Below are 19,864 nucleotides of genomic sequence, written 5' to 3' on the forward strand. Positions count from 1 at the left end.
GTGCTGGGCGGCATCAGCACCGGGCAGGACCTGGAAGTGTCCATGGCCATCAATCCCACCAGCTCCATCCTGAACCCGCGCGACACCATCGACGTCGAAGGCCAGGACACCGAAGTCATCACCAAGGGCCGCCACGACCCCTGCGTGGGCATACGCGCCACGCCCATTGCCGAGGCGCTGCTGGCGCTGGTGGTGATGGAGCACGCCCTGCAGCAGCGCGCCCAGTGCGGCGACGTGACCGTGGGCACGCCCGACATCGCGGCGCTGGCGCGGCGTTGAAAAAGCTCGCGCCCTTTGCGGCGCTCTCGGCCTCCTATTTCGCGCACATCGGGTTTTTCAACCCCTACCTCTCGCTGTGGCTCAAGGACCTGGGCTACGGCCTGTTCGCCATCGGCCTGCTGACCTCGGTGCAGTCGGGCACCCGCCTGGTGGCGCCTTATGCCTGGGGCTGGTTCAGCGACCACACCGGCGAGCGCGTCAAGCTGCTGCGCTACAGCGCCATGGCGGCGTTGCTGCTGTCCCTTGGCCTGTGGTTCGAGTGGTCTTTGCCCGGCCTGATGCTGCTGTTGCTGCTGATGTTCGTGAACACCAGCGGCATGATGCCCATGAGCGAAGCGGCCATGGCCCACCTGGTGAGCGACGGCGGGCAGTTCGACGCCACACGTTATGGGCGTGTGCGCCTCTGGGGCTCGCTGGGTTTTCTGGTCACGGTGGTGGCTGCGGGTGCCTGGTTCGAAGCCTTTGGCATGGGCCATTTCCCGGCCTGGGCGCAGGCCACCTTGTTGGCCGTGGTGCTCAGTGCCTGGTGGCTGCCCAACCTCAAAGAGGCGCCACACCACAGCGATGAACGTGCCGACATCGCGCCGGTGCTGCGCCAGCCCCGGGTGCGCTGGTTTTTTGCCGCCATGTTTTTCCATGTGCTGGCCCACATCTTCATCTACGCCTTCTTTTCGCTTTACCTCGACGGACTGGGCTACAGCAAGACGGTGATCGGCCTGCTCTGGGCGCTTTCGGTGGTGATTGAAATCGGCTGGTTTTTCACCCAGGGGCGCTGGTTGCCGCTGCTGTCGCACAGCGGCTGGCTGGTGCTGGCCGCCGCGCTGATGGTGGTGCGCATGCTGCTGACCGCCGGCCTGCCGCTGGTCTGGCCGCTGCTGTTGCTGGCGCAGGCGCTGCACGCCGTCACCTTCGCCACGCACCACACGGTGTGCATCGCGCTGTTGTCGCAGCACTTTCCGGGGCGGCTGCGCGGGCGCGGCCAGGCTTTGTATTCCGTGGTCGGCTACGGTTTTCCGGGCGTGCTCGGAGGCCTGGGTGGCGGGTGGCTGAGTTCGGTCTTCGGGCTGGCCAGCATGTTCTGGCTGTCGGCGGCCTGTGCGGTGGTGGCCACCGCTTGCGCGCTGCGTCTGCGGGCGCTGGAACGTCGGGCCTGAGACCGGCCGGTCAGCCGTGCCGCACGCGCACGCCCAGGGCGCCACACACCGCGATCAACGCCACGCCGACCACCGTCCAGACGTCGGGCGTGTAGCCGAAGGCGATCCAGCTCGCCAGGGTGGCGAAACCGATCTGGGCGTACAGATACGGGGTGATGCGCGAGGCCGGTGCGCGGTGGTAGGCCTGGATCATGAGGTAGTGGCCCAGCGACCCGAACACCCCCATGAGCGACACCAGGGCCCAGAGCTGCCAGCTGGCCAGGGGCGCCCACGACCACGGCAGGGCCAGCGTGCCCAGCGCCAGGCCGGTGAGCCCGGTGTAGAAGTGGGTGGTGCCGGGGTCTTCGGTTTTCACCATCTTGCTGGTGACGATCTGGTAGAGCGCGTTGATGAGCACCAGCCCCAGGGGCAACAGCATGGCCCCCTGGAAGTCGCTGCCCTTGGGGCGGATCACGATGAGGGCGCCCACAAAACCGCCCGCCACCAGCCACCAGGTGAGCGCCGGCACACGCTCGCGCAGCAGCGGTGCGGCCAGCACCGTGATGGCCAGCGGCACCAGCATGAGGATGGCGGTGAAATCGCCCACCGGCACGAAACGCAGGCTGAGGTAGGCCAGCGTGCCGGAACTGACCATCAGCGCGCCGCGCAGCAGTTGCCAGCCCGGCGCACGTGTGTGCAGCAAGGCCTTGCCCTGACCGGGCCAGAGCAGGGCCAGTGTCATGCCGGTCTGCACCAGAAAACGCAGCCAGATGGCCATGAGCACCGACACCACGCCACCCACAAACTGGGAGACGGCGTCGAGCAGGGCAAAACACAGGGTGGCGGTGACGGCCAGCGCGATGCCCAGGGCAGGGCGGGGGTGGGGGACGTTGGACAAGGCGAAAGGGCGCGGTGGTGTGAGGGGCGGGTCCGGGTCGGTCCCGATTTTCGGGCAGGCGCAGGCGCCGGGACGCTGAACCAAGGGTCGCAAGAAGCGTTCCGGGGAAACGGTCCATTCGGGCTTACCCGAGTATGTACGAACCGTTACGTATACGCAACATCGCGCCTGAAATTGAATGAATTAACTTGTTCGTTACTTTCATCGCTGCTGTAATTCGTCGGCTTTCGCGAGGAAGCGGATCACAACACCCCCCTTTCAGGAGACATCACCATGAAAAAACAACTGCTGGCACTGGCTGCCGTCGCCGCGTGCGGCGCGGCGTTGGCCCAATCGTCGGTCACCATGTACGGCGTGATCGACGTCAGCGTGGGCAAAACCACGGGCGGCGAGTTCGGCCTCAACGGTGGCAAGAGCGCCATCTCGCCCGCGCAGAGTTACCACACGCCCACCCGCATCGGTTTCCGTGGCACGGAAGACCTGGGCAACGGCCTGAAGGCCAACTTCAACTTTGAATCGGGCGGCATCCGCATGGGCGACGGCGGCCCCGGCATGGACTTCTCGCGCGAAGCCTGGGTCGGCCTGTCGGGCAACTTTGGCTCCACCCGTTTTGGCCGCACCTCGTCGTTTGGCACCCAGGGCCACGCCCGTTTCGACCTCAACGGCATCTCCACCTCCTCGGCCATGGACAACGCCGGCATCAGCCCGGTCACCTGGTACGGCTCCTCGCGCCGCTCCACCCAGCTGCAGTACGTGACGCCCACCATGGGCGGTTTCGACGCCGGCGTGAGCCTGGTGCCGGCCGGCAACAACAGCGGTCAGAGCAGCGTGTCCGTGCGCGCCAACTACGGCAACGGCCCGCTGGCCGTGGGTTATGTCGCCGAGACCAAACGCAGCGATGCCAACCGCACCGCGCAGGCCCTGGCCGGCTCCTACGACTTTGGCGTGGCCAAGGTCGTGGCTGGCTACGTGGTGCGCGAGACCGAGGCCGCCGGCAAGGGCGTCTATGTGGGTGCCGTGGCACCGGTGGGCACGGCCGTCAAGGTCGGCTTCCAGCACGCCCGCAACAGCACCACCGACGTGAACGCCACCGAGCTGTTCGCCAGCTACGCGCTGTCCAAGCGCACCTCGCTGTACGTCGATTTCGTGACCCGCAACGACGACCGCAAGTCCTACGGCATCGGTCTGCTGCACACGTTCTGATGTTTGCGCCGCGCAAGCGGCGGGTATTTCCAAGGTTTTAAGACCGCCGCTTCACCGCTGGCGGTCTTTTTTTCTTGTCTCCTGGCAACTGTCCGGCGAGTCGTTACCATCGATGCCACATGCCACAAGCCCGCACCCAAGATCGCCCATCCTTTTTCAGCGAACCGTCCGCCGACCAGGTCACGAAACCCTGGAGCGGGCGCGTCAGTGTCGACGATGTGGCCCGCCCAGGCGGCCTGCTGTTTGCCGCCCTGTGGCAGTGTGCGCAGGAGCGCGGGCTGTCACTGAGCGACCTGGCTACGGCCATGGGCGTGAGCTACTGGAGCTTGAGCCAGTTGCGCATCGGTTTTCGGCCCATTGAAGCGCTGGACGAGGACCTGGCCGTGGCCTGTGCGGCATTTCTGGACCTGCCGCGCCTGACCGTTGACATGCTTGCCGGCCTGCTCGGCCCGGCGCAGGCGCTGGCCGAGGAAGACCTCGGCGGCGAGGACATCCAGCACGCGCGCCAGTTGCTGGCGAACGCGCCAGAAGATCTTGTGCTGCTGCCACCGGCCAACCGCGCGCGCCCGCTGCAGGGCCTGGCGGTGGACGAGCTGGCCGCGTTGCACCGCGACCACGGCAGCAACCCTGCCGTTGTCGCTGTGTTGCGTGCCGAGCTGAACTGCCGTCCCATGTCCAAGACGGAGTTGCTGCGGGCGGCGCTGGGCCCTGTGGCTGCGGCCGAGCCCGCGCCAGCCGCGGTAGAAACCCCGCTGCCGCACGGCATCCTGCGTTGCAGCTGCTGCCAGAAGCGGCTGCGTGTGCCCCACCTCGCCGAGCCCAGCGAGATCCGCTGCCCCGGCTGTCAGACGGAGTACGCCGTGCACTGGCAAGACAGCGTGTGTTTGGTGGAACGCATCGCCGCGCCCGAAGCGGCCGATGCCCCGGACGAGGAAGCGGACGAGGAAGCGGACGATGAGGCCGTCGTGCCCGACCCGGCCTCACCCTGGCGCGTGCTTGGCCTGGCCGACAACAGCCCCTGGGACGCGGTGGAGAGGGCGCGCCGCTCGCTGCTGCAGCAATACCACCCGGACCGGCTCGGCCATGTGTCGCCGCTGGTGCGCCAGCTGGCCGAGGAGGCCTTCAAACGCGTGAGCGAGGCCTACGACACCCTCAAGTCGCGGCAGCAGTGACGCGCGGCCGGGCGCGGCCGTGGCCGGCAGCGCGCGGCAGCAAAATGGCCTAGCATTGCGGCCTGTTTCACTGACGGGCCCCCGCATGGGCCTTTTTTGCGCCATGACCGCCACCCTCAAGATCGATTTTGTGTCCGATGTCTCCTGCCCCTGGTGCGCCGTGGGACTGGGCGCGCTGGAGCAGGCGCTGGACCGCCTGCAGGGCACGGTCTCGGCCGAGCTGCACTTCCAGCCCTTCGAGCTGAACCCGCAGATGCCGCCCGGCGGCCAGGACATCACCGAACACCTGACCGAGAAGTACGGCTCCACGCCCGAGAAACAGGCCGAGATCCGCGACATGATCCGCCAGCGCGGGGCCGAGGTGGGTTTTGAGTTCCGGCGCGAAGGCCGTGGCCGCATCTACAACACCTTCGATGCCCACCGCCTGCTGCTGCTGGCCGAACGCGAAGGCGCGCCTGGCCAGCAACACGCGCTGAAAAAAGCCTTGTTGGCCGCCTACCACGGCCGGGCCGAGAGCCCCGAGTCGCACGCCGTGCTGCTGCGCCTGGCCACCGACGTGGGCCTGGACGCCGCGCGTGTGCAAGCCGTGCTGGCCAGCGACGAACTGGCCGACGACGTGCGCGCGCAGGAACTGATGTACCAGCGCGCCGGCATCCGTTCGGTGCCGGCGGTGGTCATCAACGACCGCCACCTGATTTCGGGCGGGCAGCCGGCCGAGGTGTTCGAGCAGGCGTTGCGCCAGATCGCCGCCGAGGCCCAGGCGTGAGTGCCGTTGCCAACGACGTTGACAGCCGACTGACCGATCTGGAGATCAAGGCCAGCTACGCCGAAGACACGCTGGACCAGCTCAACCAGATCATCTACCGCCAGCAACAGCAGATCGACCGGCTGGAGCGCGAGCTGCAACAGCTGCGCCAGAAGCAGCCCGAGGCCGGCGGGCCGGTGTTCCGCAGCTTGCGCGACGAATTGCCACCGCATTACTGATCCTTTTCCCAACGAGGCCCCCATGAGCATCACCCTGTCCTCCGCCAGCCTGCCGGTGTTCCGCACCGCGCTCACCAACCTGCACCACCTGCTGGACAAAGCCCGCGCCGACGCCGCAGCCCGGGGCTACGACCCGCAGGTGCTGGTGGCCTACCGCCTGGCGCCCGACATGCTGCCGTTCAAGTCGCAGGTGTTCATCGCCTGCGACGCCGCCAAGCTGTGCGCGGCCCGCCTGGGCGGCCTGGAGGCGCCCAAGTTCGACGACACCGAAAACACGCTCGAAGAATTGCAAGGCCGCATCCAGAAGACGCTGGACTGGCTGGCCACCGTGCCGGCCAGCGCCATCGACGGCCAGGAAGCCCGCGAGATCACCTTCCCGGTGGGCAAAGCCGGCACCCGCACCATGCTGGGCGAGGACTACCTCAAGGGCTGGGCGTTGCCCAACGTGTTTTTCCACGTCACCACGGCCTACGTCATCCTGCGCCACAACGGCGTGCCGCTGGGCAAACGCGACTACCTGGTGGGCTCGGCAGCTTGAACATTTGTCGAATTGAAAAGGGCTGAAGCAACAAAATTTTTGAACGTTGACTTCAGCCGGCGGCGCTTGAAGTGTGGGCCTTGTGCTGCCATCCTTGTCACATCCGATACCCCAAGGAAAACGCCATGTCACACGCCGCCTTGCCCACCCTGTTTCTCTCGCACGGTTCGCCCATGTGGGCGCTGGAGCCCGGTGCGTCCGGTCCGGCGCTCACCCGCTGGGCCGAGGGCTTGCGCGCCCGCCTGGCCGCTGACGGCCAGAGCGTGCGTGGCATCGTGCTGATGTCGCCCCACTGGATGGCGCGCCAGCCGGCGGTGATGACCAACGCCCAGCCCGCCACCTGGCACGATTTCGGTGGTTTTCCTGAGCCCCTGTACCGCCTGCAGTACCCGGCGCCGGGCGCGCCTGGGCTGGCCGAGCAGGTGCTGTCCCTGCTGCAAACGGCCGGTGTGCCCGCCGTGGCCGACGCCAAACGCCCGCTGGACCACGGCGCCTGGGTGCCGCTGATGCACCTGTTCCCGCAGGCCAATGTGCCGGTGGTGCAGGTGGCCCTGCCCGCCAGCGCCGGCCCGCGCGAGGTCTATGCCATGGGCCAGGCCCTGGCCGCGCTGCGCGACGAGGGCGTGCTGGTCATCGGCTCCGGCAGCATGACGCACAACCTGGGCGAGTTCTTCAGCGGCATGCCGCAGCAGGACGACCCCGCTGCCGCCTACGCCAACGAGTTCAGTCGCTGGATCGAGGACGTGCTCGCACGCGCGGACGTCGAGGCCTTGCTCGACTACCGCGCCCGCGCGCCCCACGCCGCGCGCGCCCATCCAACGGAAGAACATTTCCTGCCCATCTTTTTTGCGCTGGGCGCGGCCGGGTGGGGGCAGGGCGGTGGTGTCGCCGCCGATTACCTCACGCGCGAGATCATGTACCGCTACCTGGCCATGGACGCCTTCACGCTGCAATGAACACCACCCCACTGACATCTCTGGAACGCCCCGCCGCCGGCACCGCCACGCCGTGGCTGCTGGTGCTGATGCACGGCGTGGGCAGCAACGAACAAGACCTGTTCGGCCTGTCGCCCTATGTGCCACCGCACTTCCATGTGCTGAGCCTGCGCGCACCGTTTGTGCTGGGGCCCGGCAGCTTTGCGTGGTTCGAGTTCGACGTGCGGCCCGACGGCTCGCGCAGCATCGATGGCGAGCAGGAGCAGGCCAGCCGCACGGCGCTGGTGCGCGAGATCGCTGCCCACGCCGAGCGCCTGGGCGTGCCGCCCGCGCGTGTGCTGGTGGGCGGCTTCAGCCAGGGCGGCATCATGGCCCTGAGCCTGCTGCTGACCGAGCCGGCCCTGATGCACGGCGCCTTTGCCTTGCACAGCCGCCTGCTGCCCGAGGTGCTGACCCTGGCCGCGCCGGCGGCCGAGCTGGCCGGCAAGCAGCTGTGGGTCAGCCACGGCTTGCAGGACATGGTGATACCGCTGGCGCAAGCCCAGCGCATACGCGAACACTTCGGCGCTTTGCCGGTGGCGCTGGAGGGCGCCGATTTTCCCGGCGGGCACGAGCTGCGCCCGGCCGAACTGCAGCAGTGGATTGGCTGGCTGCAGGCCATCACCCAGCAGGAGACCCCGTGAGCAACACCCACCCCATCCTCACCGCCCAGGCCCTGGGTTTCCAGTGGCCCACGCTGGACCCGTTCCTGTTCTGCGTGCACCACAACGACCACTACCCGCCGGGCAACGGGCAGCTGGGGCCGGCGGCTTCGCTGGCCGGGCGCCAGATCGGCCAGGACTTCTCGCAGAAAGACGGCTGGAGCATGTACCACGGCGAACAGGTGCCGGGTTTCCCGGCCCACCCGCACCGGGGTTTCGAGACCGTGACCATCGCCCGCAGCGGCCTGATCGACCACTCGGATTCGCTGGGCGCCGCCGCCCGCTTTGGCCAGGGCGATGTGCAGTGGCTCACCGCCGGGCGTGGCATCGTGCACTCGGAAATGTTCCCGCTGCTGCACAAGGACGCGCCGAATCCCTGCGAGCTGTTCCAGATCTGGCTCAACCTGCCGGCGGCGCGCAAGATGGCAGCCCCCCACTTCACCATGTTCTGGGGCAAAGACATCCCCGCGCTCAAGGCCGACGGTGTCGAGGTCAGTGTCGTGGCCGGTGCCCTGGACGGCGCCGAGAAGCCGCTGGCGCCACCGCCCGAATCCTGGGCCGCGCAGCGGGATGCCGATGTCGCCATCTGGACCTTGAAGCTCGCCCCTGGCGCACGCTTCACGCTGCCAGCGGCCACGGGGCAGGGCACGCGCCGCATGCTGTATTTTTTTGCCGGCGCGTCGCTGCAGGTGGGCGGCCACCTGGTCAACCAGCACGCCGCGCTGGAGCTGGACGCGGGCGCGGCGGTGGACCTGCTCAACGGCGACACGCCCGCCGAATGCCTGCTGCTGCAAGGCCGGCCGATCGCCGAACCGGTGGCCCAGTACGGCCCCTTCGTGATGAACACCCAGGCCGAAATCCAGCAGGCCTTCAGCGACTACCAGCGCACCCGTTTTGGCGGCTGGCCCTGGGGCAGCGACGCGCCCACCCACGGCGATGTGTCGCGCAGCCGGTTTGCCCGCCACCCCCAGGGCACGGACACCGTGCCGGACTGACACCTCGGCGGGACCACCGCCCGGAATGCAAAAAAATGTTTGCCTGAAACAGCCGCTGGTGCAAAATAGCAAAAAAGTTAAATAGCGGAGGGTGCCAGCACACAATGCTGGTGCAACAACGGGCACACCTCCGCAAGGCTTCGGCTTGTTCAGGGAGGTGTTTCATGTCAATGGCTGTTTGCTTGGTGTCGGTGTCCCGGCGCCATGTTCTGGGTGCCCTGGGCGCCCTTGCCGTCAGCGGCTTGGGCCGCGCTCAATCTGGCCCCAAGCCCTCGGGGCCGGTGGTGTTGACCATCACCACCCACGCTGGCCAGTCCGACACCACCCACACCGACTTCGACATGGCGGCGCTGGAGCGTTTGCCACAGGTGAGCTACACCACCGCCACGCCCTGGTACAGCCAGCCGACCAAATTCACCGGCCCGCTGCTGCGCGACGTGCTGGCCGCCGCCGGTGCCCAGGGCGCGCGGCTGGTGGCGGTGGCACTCAACGACTACAAGGTGGACATGCCGCTGGCCGAAGCCGTGGGCAACGGCGCCGTGGTGGCGCTGCGCCTGAACGACAAGCCCATGTCGGTGCGCGACAAAGGGCCTTTGTTTGTGGTGTTCAACTACGACAGCAAGGCCGAGTTGCGCAGCGAGCGCTACTACAACCGGTCCATCTGGCAACTGCGCCGACTGCAGATCGACTGACGCGCGGGGTCCGTTCGTGAACCGCTTGTTGCTGCGCCTGGCCATGGCCGGTCTGGTGCTGGTCTATCTGGTCATTGCCGTGCTGCAGTACCGCCAGTTCCGCGCCACCGAAGAGGTGATGCAGCGCGGCGACGTCAACGCGCTGTGGAGTTTCCAGCAGGTGGGCGTCGAACAGCACAGGCTGGAGCTGGTGTTGTTGTTGCACCTGGCCGACCCCCAGGCCACGCCCCTGTCGGAAGTGCAACTGCGCTACGACATCCTGCTGAGCCGGCTGGCCGGCCTGTCCACCGGCACACCGCGCAAGCTGATGGAACACGATGCCAGCTATCTGCAGTTGCTGGTGCTCAACGAGGCCTTTGCCAGCGAGGGCGATGCCTTGTTCGCGGCGGCGCAAGGTCTGGCCGACACCCGGGGGCCCATGACCGCCTTGCGCGACCGCATCCGGACCATGGGGCCGCAGATCCAGGACACCACCCTGGGTGCCAACCGGGCCGCCTCCGACTCGGTGGACCAGCGCAACCGGCAGTTGCGCAGCCAGGCGCTGCAGACCGCCGCCTTGTCGGCCTTCATGGCGGTGCTGACCGCCGGGCTGGCCGTGGGCATGGTGCGACAGTGGCGCAAACGCGAACACGCGCGCGACCTGGCGTCGCGGGCGCAGGCCGAGCTGGTGGCCACCCTGCAGCGCAGCGAAGAGCTGCTGGCCGCGCGTGTGGCCGAACGCACCGCCTCGCTGGCCGCCGCCAACGAGGCGCTGACCCACAACGAAGCCGCGCTGCGCGAGGCCCGCCAGCACGCCGAGGAAGCCTCGCGGCTGAAGTCGGACTTCCTGGCCAACATGAGCCACGAAATCCGCACGCCACTCAACGCCATCATCGGCATGAGCCACCTGCTGCTGGGCAGCGAGCTGTCGGCGCGACAGCGCGACCACATCGACAAGGTGCACCGCTCCGGCCGCCACCTGCTGGGCCTGATCAACGACATCCTGGACTTCAGCAAGATCGAGGCCGGCAAGCTCGACATCGAGGCCATCGACTTCGAGCTGCACGAGGTGCTCGACAACGTGGCCAGCCTGGTGGGCGAAAAGTGCGCCATCAAGGGCTTGGAGCTGGTCTTTGATGTGGACCCCGGCCTGCCCGAACGCCTGCATGGCGACCCCTTGCGCGTCGGACAGATCCTCATCAACTTTGCCAACAACGCGGTCAAGTTCACCGACACCGGCGGTGTGCGGGTGTTGGCCAGGCACACGCAGTCACCGGCAGATGAACCGCAGCTGCGCCTGGCGGTGCACGACACCGGCATCGGCCTGTCGCCCGAGCAGCAGGCGCGGCTGTTCCAGTCCTTCCAGCAGGCCGACAGCTCCACCACCCGCAAGTACGGCGGCACCGGCCTGGGCCTGGCGATCTCGCGCCAGCTGGCCTTGCTCATGGGCGGCGACGTGGGCGTGAGCAGCCAGCCCGGCGAGGGCAGCCGCTTCTGGGTCGATCTGCCCTTGCGCGCGGCCCAGAAGCCCAAGCCGGTTGCCGCGCCCGTGACGCCGGGCAGCGACGGCGGCGCGGCCGGTCTGCGCGGTGCGCGTGTGCTGCTGGTGGACGACAACGAACTCAACCGGCAGGTGGGCACCGAGCTGCTGGCGCAGTTCGGGCTGCAGGTGGCGGTGGCCGAGGACGGCCAGGCCGCGCTGGACCGCCTGGCGCAGCAGGACTTCGACCTGGTGCTGATGGACATGCAGATGCCGGTGATGGACGGCCTGACCGCCGCCCGCCACATACGCGCCAACCCCCGCTGGGCGCAGTTGCCGGTGCTGGCCATGACGGCCAACGCCATGACCGGCGACCGCGAGCGCTGCCTGGCGGCCGGCATGAACGACCACATCGCCAAACCCATAGACCCGGCCGTGCTGTTGCGCCAATTGCTGCGCCACGTGCCGCCGCGTGCGCAGGCGGCGCCCGGCATGGGCGAGGCCGAGCCGGTGGCGGCACCTTGGGCCGAGCCGGCCCCGCAGGACCCGCTGCAGGCCGTGCCCGGGCTGGACGTGGCCAGCGGCATGCGCCGCGTGTTGTACCGGCGCGCCGGCTACATCCACCTGCTGCGCAAGTTTGTCGAGGGCGATGCCGACGCTTGCGAGCGCGCCCAGGCCGCCCTGGGGCGCGGCGACGTGGCGCAAGCCCACCGCGTGGTGCACACGCTCAAGGGCAACGCCGCCACGGTGGGCCTGCAGGCCCTGGCCGATGCCGCACACGGGCTGGAGCAGCGGCTGTGCGAGCCCGGGCAGACACTCGCCGAGCAGGCAGCCATCGGTGCGGCGCTGCGCCAGCTCGACCTGGACTGCCAGCGCGTGATGCGCGACATCGCGCAGGCCTTGCCCGCGCTGCCGCCCGTGGCCGAGGTGCCGGTGGACTGGCCCGCCGCGCGTGCGCTGGTGACGCAGTTGCTGGCCTTGCTCAGCGACGACGCCGCCGACGCGGTGGAGCTGTTCCAGCGCCACGAGGCCGTGCTCAAGGCGGCGCTGGGCGCCCACCACGCGGCCCTGGCCCAGGCCATGCACGGCTACAACCTCGACCAGGGCCTGGCCGTTCTGCGCCGCGCACTCGGCACCACGCCCGAGCTTCAACCCACGGCCACGGCCTGAGCGCCTGGCGCCCCACGAGAGAAGGTACCCCCATGCACCTGTCCCAACTCACCCTGCTGGTGGTGGACAACAACGTCAGCGTGCGCTCGGCCTTGTCGCACCAGCTGGAGCTGGCCGGGTTTGGCCGTGTGCTGCAGGCGCCCGGCCACGAGCGCGCGCTCACCCACCTCCGGGGCGGCGGCGTCGATCTGGTGCTCTGCGAGCTGGCCGCGCCCACCGATGGCCTGACCCTGCTGGAGGCGGTGCGCAGCGACCCGCTACTGGCCGAGCTGCCGGTGGTGCTGATGTCGGGCGAGCTCAACCGGGACGCCGTGCAGAAGGCGATTGCGCTGGGCATTTGCGACCTGCTGGTCAAACCCTTCACCGCGCAGAAAGTGATCGAGCGGGTGCTCAAGGCCTTACGGCGCGGCAACCTGCGGGCGGCCGTGCCCACGGCCGACACCCAAGACCAGACCCTGGCCGAGCCAACAACCGAGCCACCCACTGAGGCACTGCCGGAAAACACCCCGCCTGCCGGCCCCGAGCGCGCCACCATCCTGGTGGTGGACGACACCCCCGCCAACCTGCAGTTGCTGGCCGGCCTGTTCCGCGACAGCTTCAAGGTCAAGCTGGCCAGCAACGGCGACAAGGCCCTGGCCATCTGCCGCTCGGATGCGCCGCCCGACCTCATCCTGCTCGATGTGATGATGCCCGACATGGACGGCTTCGAGGTCGCGCGCCTGGTGCGCGAGCACCACGCCTCCTCGCACACGCCCATCATCTTCGTGAGCGCCATGACCGACGATGCCTCGCGCCAGAAAGGCCTGGCCCTGGGCGCCATCGACTACGTGGCCAAACCCATAGACCCCGACCTGCTGCGCCTGCGCGTCAACAACCTGCTGCAGTACGTCGAACACCGCAAGCAGATGCAAACCGACTGCGACCGCCTGCTCGAAATCGACGAGCTCAAACGCGAGGTGGCGCGGCTGCGGCAGCTGCTGCCTGGCGCGTGATCCGGGTGCCGCGGCAACTGGCTGGCGGCCCGCCCGCGCCGTCAAGCTGATAAATTCCATGAATGCGCCTGAATTTTTCCGTGTCCGAGACCTCGCGGAGCACCTGCCATGAGTGACATTGCCCTGGACCTGCGCCCGTTGGCCAACGCCATCCAACGCCTGGACGAAGGTCTGGTGCGCTACCGGCAAGACGTCACCGACACGCAGATCCGTGACGGGTTGATTCAGCGTTTCGAATTCACCTATGAGATCAGCCACAAGATGCTCAAGCGCTACCTGGAGATGGCATCTCCCACCCCAGAGCTCTTCGACGCCATGCCCTTTGCAGACCTCATTCGCACCGGCAACGAGCAAGGTCTGCTGCTGGGCGACTGGCCACGCTGGCGCCAGTTCCGTGACATGCGCGGCAAAACCAGCCACACCTATGACGAATCGCTTGCAGTGCAGGTGGTGGCCGATATTCCCGCTTTTCTGGGCGAGGCGCAGCACCTGTGTGCGCAGTTGCAGGCCAGGGTGAGATGAACGCGGTCACGCCGTCGCCTGCAGCACCCGACATCGATGTCCGCCTCGAGCACTGGGACATCGTCAGGCGCATCCTGAGCCAGCACGTGCCCGACCGCGATGTCTGGGCTTTTGGTTCACGCGCCCGGCACGCAGCCAAACCCTATTCCGACCTCGACCTCGCCGTGCGGGGTGAGCGTCCGCTGGGTCTGGCCGTGTTGGCGGCCCTGGCGGATGATTTCTCGGAATCCGACCTGCCCTGGAAAGTGGATGTGGTGGACTGGGCCACCACCAGCGATTCGTTCCGCCAGGTCATCGAACACGACAAGGTGGTGGTTCAGCGTGCCAGAAGCACCTGAAGCACCTGAAGCACCTGAAGCACGCTTCAGTCAGCGCCCCGCCAGCGCCTTGCTCAGGTGCTGCCGTTTCACGGACGGCTTGGGCACTTTGTGCGGCAGGTGGTCGAACCAGCGGCGCACGTCGTCTTCCACACACAGGCCGTGCATGTAGTTGTAGATGGCCTTGCGCAGGCCAATGCCCAGCGCGTCGTGGTCGGTGCCCGTGGGGTCGATGAAGCCGATGTCGTTCTTGGCAAAACGCACCGGCGGCAGCGGGACGAGTTGTATGCCGTAGGCCGCAGGGTCCCGGCCCACGGGTGAGTGCACGGTGCAGGTGAAGCGGTGGAAAAAGCCGCTCTGGATGCAGCCGTTTTCAAACAGCTGGCGCACGTATTCGAGCGCGTCCACCGTGTCCTGCACGGTCTGGGTCGGAAAGCCGTACATCAGATAGGCGTGCACCAGGATGCCGGCATCGGCAAAGCCCTTGGTGACGCGCGCCACCTGATCGACCGACACGCCCTTCTTCATCAGCTTGAGCAGCCGGTCGCTGGCCACTTCCAGCCCGCCGGAAATCGCGATGCAGCCGCTGTCGGCCAATTCCAGACACAGCTCGGGCGTGAAGGATTTTTCGAAGCGGATATTGCCCCACCAGGAAATGCTGACGTCACGCCGCTTCAGTTCGGCGGCGAAGGCGCGCAGCGATTTCGGCGGTGCGGCTTCGTCGACCAGATGGAAGCCGGTCTGGCCGGTTTCGGCGACGATGGCCTGCACACGGTCAACCAGCGTGGCCGCACTGGCGGCGTCGTAGCGAGAAATGTAATCAAGGCTCACGTCGCAGAAGCTGCACTTCTTCCAGTAGCAGCCGTGTGCCACGGTGAGCTTGTTCCAGCGTCCGTCCGACCACAGCCGGTGCATCGGATTGAGCATGTCCAGCAGCGACAGGTAGCGGTCGAGCGGCAGGCCGTCCCAGGTCGGCGTGCCGACGTCGTCGAAGGCGATGTCGGGTTCGACGAAATTGACGTACTGCACGGCGCCTTCGTCGTTGCGCACGAAGGTGCGCACCAGCCGCTGCTGCGAACGCCCGCCGGCCAGATGGTCGAGCAGCGCGAGCAGCGGGCGCTCCCCGGCGTCCAGCGTCACATAGTCGAAGTAGCCGAACACGCGCGGCTCGGCCAGCTCGCGCAGTTCGGTATTCACATAGCCGCCGCCCAGCACGGTGACGATGGACGCGTCATGCGCCTTGATCGTCTGCGCGATGCGGAAGGCGGCATACACCGCACCCGGGAAGGGCACCGACAGCAGCACGATACGCGGCGCGTGGCGTTCGATCGCTGCCCGTGCGAGCCGTTGCAGCGCGCGGTCGATCAGTGTCGGCGCGGCATCCAGCGCCTGCGCCAGCGGCTCGAAGGTGGGCTGGCTCTGCGCCAGCGATTCGGCATAGCGCACGAATTCGAAGCGCGCGTCCACTGCCAGCCGGATCGCGTCGGCGACATCATTCAGGTACAGCGTGGCGAAGTGGCGGGCGCGGTCCTGCACGCCGAGCGCGCCGAAGGCCCAGCCCAGCGGGTCGCCACCGTCCTCGTCGATATAGACATCGAGCGATTCGAAGCGCGGGCCCTCGGGCAGGAAACCGCGCGACGCGATGCGATGCGCCAGCGTGGGGTCGCGACCCTGCAGGAAACCGAGCGTGGCGGCCATCGTCGCGGCGTAGCGTTCGAATTGCTCGGTGAAGCTTGAAAGGCTGGGCGAGCGCTCACGCTCCGGCAGCGCATCAACGGCATCGCGCACGGCGCGCAGGCCGTCGGTCGACAGCAGGTCGAGCACCAGTGCGAGCGCCAGATCCTCCTGCACCGCGTCGATACCCTGCGCGCGCAGGAAGCCCGTCAGGTAGGCGGTGGACGGATAGGGCGTGTTGAGCTGCGTCATCGGCGGGATGACGGACAACACGCGCGGGCAGGTGAAGTCGGGGGAGTGCGTGGCAGTCATGATCGTGGGCGCCGCAACAAACGGCGCCGGCGCAGGGTAACCGATGCCCGACGGCGCGGGAATGGGCGGCGCGCAGCGCGTGGGCAAGCGGGTGTGTTGGGCATCGCTGCGCTCACCCCAACCTACCGGAGCTTGGTGCGGGGGTGTTGGGCATCGCTGCGCTCACCTCGACCTACCGGAGCTTGGTGCGGGGGTGTTGGGCATCGCTGCGCTCACCCCAACCTACCGAAGCTTGGTGCGGGGGGTGTTGGGCATCGCTGCGCTCACCCCAACCTACGACGGACCGGCTGGGAAACGTAGGTTGGGGTGAGCGCAGCGATGCCCAACAACGGTCTTTGCAAGAATGCGCTCGATCAACGTGCCGGCGTGGCGACGGGGACTGACTGGGCGATGTCGCGGGCGAGCGCGTCGATGAGGCGGCCGTGGGCGGCGGCGAGGGCTTCGTAGCTGGCGGCACCGATCGTTTCGCTGGCGGTGAAGCGGCGGCTCGCGAGGTCGCGGCCGTCGCGGCGCAAGGTCCATACGGCGTCCAGCGTCACGCGCTCGAAACCGTCGGCATCGAAGCGCAGCACGTCGATCGGCAGCGTGTAGTCGGGCCGGGCGATGCTCGACTGCGGCGCGGCGGTGACGCGCGCAAGGCCGCGTTCGCTGGCCAGCGCGGCGGCCAGCCGGCGGCCCATTTCCGCCTTCAGCGAGCCGGCCCAGCGGTGGCCATCGGCCGGTTCGCTGCGCGTGCCATCGACCCGGCGTACGATCTGCAGTCGGTCCACCGATTCGGGCAGGCCGATCGGGCCGACGACGATGCTCGGCGCGTCGGCTTGCACCGACGCCGGCGCGGCCACGGCACCCAGCGTGTAGTAGCGCGCCGGTGGCGAACTGCCGCAGCCGGCCAGCGCCAGCGCGGCTGCGATCCAGCACAGGGAGCGAAGGCGCATCACGGTTTCTCCTCGGGCTTGCCGCGCAACAGCGCTTCGGGGTGGCGTTCCAGCGTGTCGGTCAGGTGGCGCAGCGACTGCGCCGCGCGCGACAGTTCCTGCAGGCTGTCACGCAAGTCCTGCTGCAGCGGCGCATCGCTCGACAGCAGGTGGCGCGTGTCGGCGATCGCTGCGCGCGCTTCGGCCATCGTGCGCTGCGTTTCGGTCACGGCGGCGCTCACTTCGTTCGACGCAAGGCCGTCGAGCCGCTGCAGCAACTGATCGGTGCGCTCGACCGCGCGCGCCAGGCCGGCAATCGCGGCGCGTGTCTCCTGCGCGATGTCGTCCAGCGGCAGGCGGTCGAACTTGCTGGCGATGCGCGACAGCGTGGCCTGCAATTCGTCCAGGCTGCCGCGCTGGGTCGGCAGCTGCGGCGGACGGGCGGCCCAGTCGACCTTCTGCTTGCCGGCCGGCGGAAAGAAATCCATCGCCACATAAAGTTGGCCGGTCACCAGATTGCCGTTGCGCAACTGCGCGCGCAGGCCGCGTGCCACCAGCCGGTCGACGAAGGTGCGGAAGCCGGCTTCGTCGAAGGCGTCGTCCGGCTTGCCGCCCGCGCGTGGGCGCATGCGGCCCGGGAACACCGCGATATCGACCAGCAGGCCGACGTCGACGGTGTCCAGATCGACATCGGGTTCGAGCGCAATCACTTCACCGATCTGGGTACCGCGGAAATCGACCGGCGCGCCGACGGACAGACCGCGCACGCTTTCGGTGAAGCGCAGCCGCACGATCTGGGCGTCCGATCCGGGCTGTTTGAGCGCTTCGGCGCGCGTGCCGAACAGCTTGAAATCGAGCCCGGCAGGCGCCGGCTCTGCATCGCCGCCGTCCGGCGTTTCGAACGCCAGCCCGCCGGCCAGGATAGCGGTGGCCGATTCGGTGTTGATCTGCAGCCCCTCTGCGCCGAGCTTCACGTCGATGCCGCTGGCGTTCCAGAAGCGGCTGTCGGTGGTGACGTAGCGGTCGTACGGCGACTTGATGAACACCTGGATGTCGAGGTGCTGACCGGTGTCGTCGAGCTTGAAGCCGGTGACCTGACCGGCCGGGATGCGCCGGAAGTAGATCGGCGTGCCGACATCGATCGAACCCAGCGTGTCGGCATGCAGCGCAAAGGCACGGCCGGGCACGTCCAGCGTGATGACCGGCGCTTCGTCCAGCGCGATGAACGCGCGACCCGGTTCGGTCGACTTGCCGGCGTCCATGCCGACATAGGCGCCCGACAGCAATGTGCCCAGACCGGTCACCGCACTGCCGGACACGCGCGCGCTGACCACCCAGAAGCGCGTGTCGGCCACCAGCAGCCGGTTCGCTTCGCGCACCAGCTGGGCCGTTGCGATGACGTGCGCGCCGTCGTCGGCGAGCGCCACCGCACTGATCTGGCCGACATCGACGTCCTTGTACTTGATGCGCGTCTTGCCCGGCTCCAGCCCGGCGCCGCTGGCGAACTGGATCGTGATGGTCGGCCCCTGCTCATACCAGGCACGGGCCGCGAGGAACACACCGATCAGAAGCGCCACCAGCGGGATGATCCACACCAGCGGGATGCGGAAGCGGCGTGGTGCGTCGACGGTGGCGGTCGGCAGTTCCGGTTCAGTCATGGCTTGCAATGTAGGGGTCAGCAGACCGGCCGGCCAGCGGGTCCCAGATCAGCCGCGGGTCGAAACTCATGGCGGCGAACATCGTGAGCACCACGACGGCGCCGAAGGCGATGGCACCCGGGCCGGCTTCTATCGTTGCCAGTCCGCGGAAGCTCACCAGCGCGACCAGCATCGTGATCACGTAGATATCGAGCATCGACCAGCGGCCGACGAACTCGACCAGCCGGTACAGCCGGGTGCGCTGCAGCAGGTTCCGGGTCGAGCGGCGCTGCACCGACAGCGTCAGATACACCAGCGCGATGATCTTCAGCAGCGGCACCATGACGCTGGCGAAGAACACCACCGCCGCCAGCGGCCACGAACCCGATTGCCACAGAAAGACGACACCGCTCATGATCGTATCCTGCTGGCTGCCGAGCAGCGATGTGGTGGTCATCACGGGCAGCAGGTTGGCCGGCAGGAACATGACGATCGATGCGATCAGCAGCGCCCAGGTGGTCGACACGCTGGCCGGCTTGCGCAGGTGCATCGGCGCGCGGCAGCGCGGGCAGCGCAGGCTGTGCGCCGCGCCTTCGGGCGGGCGGGCCAGCTGCCCGCACACATGGCAGCTCAGCAGCCCGGCCTCGCGGGCGGTCAGCGCGCCCCCGCTCATCGGCTCGTCACCAGGGCGTCTTGCGCGTCGTCGGGCAGCGGGGTCTGCCACAGCAGCCGTGTGTCGAAGGCCCGGCCGGCGAAGGTGAGCGCGAGGATGAGCGCAGCCGTGGCCCAGAACGCGGTGCCGAGAATGACCGTGGCCAGATGCGACAGCTTGACCAGCGATACCAGCATGCCGAGCAGGAACACCTCGACCATGCCCCAGGGCTTGAGCGAACGCACCATACGGAAGAAGGGCGCCATGCGCGGTGTCACGCGGCCCAGCCGCAGCGGCACCAGCACGAGCAGGATCATCATCAGTTCGAGCAGCGGAAACAGGATGGCAGTGCCGAACACGAGGGCGGCGACCGGCATCATGCCGTCGCGCCACAGCACCTGCACCGCTTCGAACAGCGTCACCGCGACCACACGGCCCTGCATGTCGAGGCCGACCAGTGGATTGACGTTGGCAATCACGTACAGCACCAGCGCAGTCAGCGTGAGCGCCAGCGTGCGGTCGAGGCTGTCCGGCGGGTTGCGTGCGAGAAAGGCGTCGCAGCGCACGCAGCGTGCGGTCTGGCCGGGCAGCAGTGCCGGCTCGGTCTGCAGCAGGTCGCACTCGTGGCAGGCGACCAGGTCGGCAGGCAGTTTCAGGTGCACAGCGGGTGCGGGCATGACCGAGA

At 68.1% G+C, this 19,864-nt stretch carries 21 protein-coding genes; 15 read left to right on the forward strand and 6 right to left on the reverse strand.

Annotated elements, in window-relative coordinates:
* Together Q8R75_RS12810 and Q8R75_RS12815 are read left to right on the forward strand one after the other, a co-directional pair.
* Positions 1-279 (forward strand): chorismate synthase (locus Q8R75_RS12810; RefSeq protein WP_305663693.1); only part of this gene is annotated, 279 nt, incomplete at its 5' end.
* Positions 276-1,433 carry an MFS transporter gene (locus Q8R75_RS12815; protein ID WP_305663694.1) on the forward strand — a complete coding sequence of 386 codons (1,158 nt, stop codon included), beginning with the start codon at positions 276-278 and terminating at the stop codon, positions 1,431-1,433. The genes Q8R75_RS12810 and Q8R75_RS12815, both read left to right, overlap by 4 nt.
* A 10-nt stretch (positions 1,434-1,443) precedes the next feature.
* On the opposite strand, the gene Q8R75_RS12820 is transcribed toward Q8R75_RS12815, so the two are convergent.
* Complete coding sequence (locus Q8R75_RS12820; protein WP_305663695.1) at positions 1,444-2,310, reverse strand: DMT family transporter; 867 nt, start codon at positions 2,308-2,310, stop codon at positions 1,444-1,446.
* A 273-nt stretch (positions 2,311-2,583) separates the two neighbouring features.
* Here Q8R75_RS12820 and Q8R75_RS12825 point away from each other — a divergent pair, with 273 nt between their 5' ends.
* The 13 genes from Q8R75_RS12825 (at position 2,584) to Q8R75_RS12885 (ending at position 14,011) form a co-directional block, all read left to right on the forward strand.
* Positions 2,584-3,513 carry a porin gene (locus tag Q8R75_RS12825; RefSeq protein ID WP_305663696.1) on the forward strand — a complete coding sequence of 310 codons (930 nt, stop codon included), beginning with the start codon at positions 2,584-2,586 and terminating at the stop codon, positions 3,511-3,513.
* Positions 3,514-3,632: 119 nt separating this feature from the next.
* A complete protein-coding gene (locus Q8R75_RS12830) occupies positions 3,633-4,685 on the forward strand; it encodes a DnaJ domain-containing protein (RefSeq protein WP_305663697.1) in 1,053 nt (350 codons plus the stop codon).
* A 103-nt stretch (positions 4,686-4,788) separates the two neighbouring features.
* Positions 4,789-5,451, forward strand: a complete 663-nt coding sequence (locus Q8R75_RS12835) for a DsbA family oxidoreductase (RefSeq protein ID WP_305663698.1) — start codon at positions 4,789-4,791, stop codon at positions 5,449-5,451.
* Positions 5,448-5,669 (forward strand): SlyX family protein, encoded by a 222-nt coding sequence (locus tag Q8R75_RS12840; protein ID WP_305663699.1) that lies wholly within the window; start codon positions 5,448-5,450, stop codon positions 5,667-5,669. Before Q8R75_RS12835 ends, Q8R75_RS12840 begins: the two co-directional genes overlap by 4 nt.
* A gap of 22 nt (positions 5,670-5,691) precedes the next feature.
* Entirely contained in the window at positions 5,692-6,207 is a 516-nt protein-coding gene (locus Q8R75_RS12845) for a DUF1993 domain-containing protein (protein WP_305663700.1), read from the forward strand.
* 125 nt (positions 6,208-6,332) lie between these two features.
* Positions 6,333-7,163 carry a class III extradiol ring-cleavage dioxygenase gene (locus Q8R75_RS12850; RefSeq protein ID WP_305663701.1) on the forward strand — a complete coding sequence of 277 codons (831 nt, stop codon included), beginning with the start codon at positions 6,333-6,335 and terminating at the stop codon, positions 7,161-7,163.
* Entirely contained in the window at positions 7,160-7,825 is a 666-nt protein-coding gene (locus tag Q8R75_RS12855; protein ID WP_305663702.1) for a hypothetical protein, read from the forward strand. Before Q8R75_RS12850 ends, Q8R75_RS12855 begins: the two co-directional genes overlap by 4 nt.
* Positions 7,822-8,838 carry a pirin family protein gene (locus Q8R75_RS12860; RefSeq protein ID WP_305663703.1) on the forward strand — a complete coding sequence of 339 codons (1,017 nt, stop codon included), beginning with the start codon at positions 7,822-7,824 and terminating at the stop codon, positions 8,836-8,838. The genes Q8R75_RS12855 and Q8R75_RS12860 overlap by 4 nt, the downstream gene beginning before the upstream one ends.
* Before the next feature lie 287 nt (positions 8,839-9,125).
* A complete protein-coding gene (locus Q8R75_RS12865) occupies positions 9,126-9,530 on the forward strand; it encodes a molybdopterin-dependent oxidoreductase (RefSeq protein WP_305663704.1) in 405 nt (134 codons plus the stop codon).
* Positions 9,531-9,546: 16 nt separating this feature from the next.
* Positions 9,547-12,159 carry a response regulator gene (locus tag Q8R75_RS12870; RefSeq protein WP_305663705.1) on the forward strand — a complete coding sequence of 871 codons (2,613 nt, stop codon included), beginning with the start codon at positions 9,547-9,549 and terminating at the stop codon, positions 12,157-12,159.
* A gap of 32 nt (positions 12,160-12,191) precedes the next feature.
* Entirely contained in the window at positions 12,192-13,151 is a 960-nt protein-coding gene (locus tag Q8R75_RS12875; RefSeq protein ID WP_305663706.1) for a response regulator, read from the forward strand.
* 108 nt (positions 13,152-13,259) lie between these two features.
* Positions 13,260-13,673 carry a nucleotidyltransferase substrate binding protein gene (locus tag Q8R75_RS12880; RefSeq protein WP_305663707.1) on the forward strand — a complete coding sequence of 138 codons (414 nt, stop codon included), beginning with the start codon at positions 13,260-13,262 and terminating at the stop codon, positions 13,671-13,673.
* Positions 13,670-14,011: a nucleotidyltransferase domain-containing protein gene (locus tag Q8R75_RS12885; protein WP_305663708.1), complete on the forward strand. Its 342-nt coding sequence runs from the start codon at positions 13,670-13,672 to the stop codon at positions 14,009-14,011. Before Q8R75_RS12880 ends, Q8R75_RS12885 begins: the two co-directional genes overlap by 4 nt.
* Before the next feature lie 30 nt (positions 14,012-14,041).
* On the opposite strand, the gene Q8R75_RS12890 is transcribed toward Q8R75_RS12885, so the two are convergent.
* The 5 genes from Q8R75_RS12890 to Q8R75_RS12910 all read right to left on the reverse strand — a co-directional run bounded on the left by Q8R75_RS12890 (position 14,042) and on the right by Q8R75_RS12910 (position 19,856).
* Positions 14,042-15,976, reverse strand: coding sequence for a radical SAM protein (locus tag Q8R75_RS12890; protein ID WP_305663709.1), 1,935 nt, complete (start codon positions 15,974-15,976; stop codon positions 14,042-14,044).
* A 353-nt stretch (positions 15,977-16,329) separates the two neighbouring features.
* On the reverse strand, positions 16,330-16,911 hold the full coding sequence (locus Q8R75_RS12895) for a PqiC family protein (protein WP_305611275.1): 582 nt from the start codon (positions 16,909-16,911) through the stop codon (positions 16,330-16,332).
* Positions 16,911-18,548, reverse strand: a complete 1,638-nt coding sequence (locus Q8R75_RS12900) for an MlaD family protein (protein ID WP_305611273.1) — start codon at positions 18,546-18,548, stop codon at positions 16,911-16,913. The genes Q8R75_RS12895 and Q8R75_RS12900 overlap by 1 nt, the downstream gene beginning before the upstream one ends.
* Positions 18,541-19,200: a paraquat-inducible protein A gene (locus tag Q8R75_RS12905; protein ID WP_305611272.1), complete on the reverse strand. Its 660-nt coding sequence runs from the start codon at positions 19,198-19,200 to the stop codon at positions 18,541-18,543. The genes Q8R75_RS12900 and Q8R75_RS12905 overlap by 8 nt, the downstream gene beginning before the upstream one ends.
* Positions 19,197-19,856, reverse strand: coding sequence for a paraquat-inducible protein A (locus tag Q8R75_RS12910; protein WP_305611270.1), 660 nt, complete (start codon positions 19,854-19,856; stop codon positions 19,197-19,199). The genes Q8R75_RS12905 and Q8R75_RS12910 overlap by 4 nt, the downstream gene beginning before the upstream one ends.
* Positions 19,857-19,864 lie beyond the last annotated feature (8 nt).

This window comes from Methyloversatilis sp. (assembly GCF_030696805.1).
In the GTDB taxonomy this organism is placed as follows: Bacteria; Pseudomonadota; Gammaproteobacteria; order Burkholderiales; family Rhodocyclaceae; genus Methyloversatilis.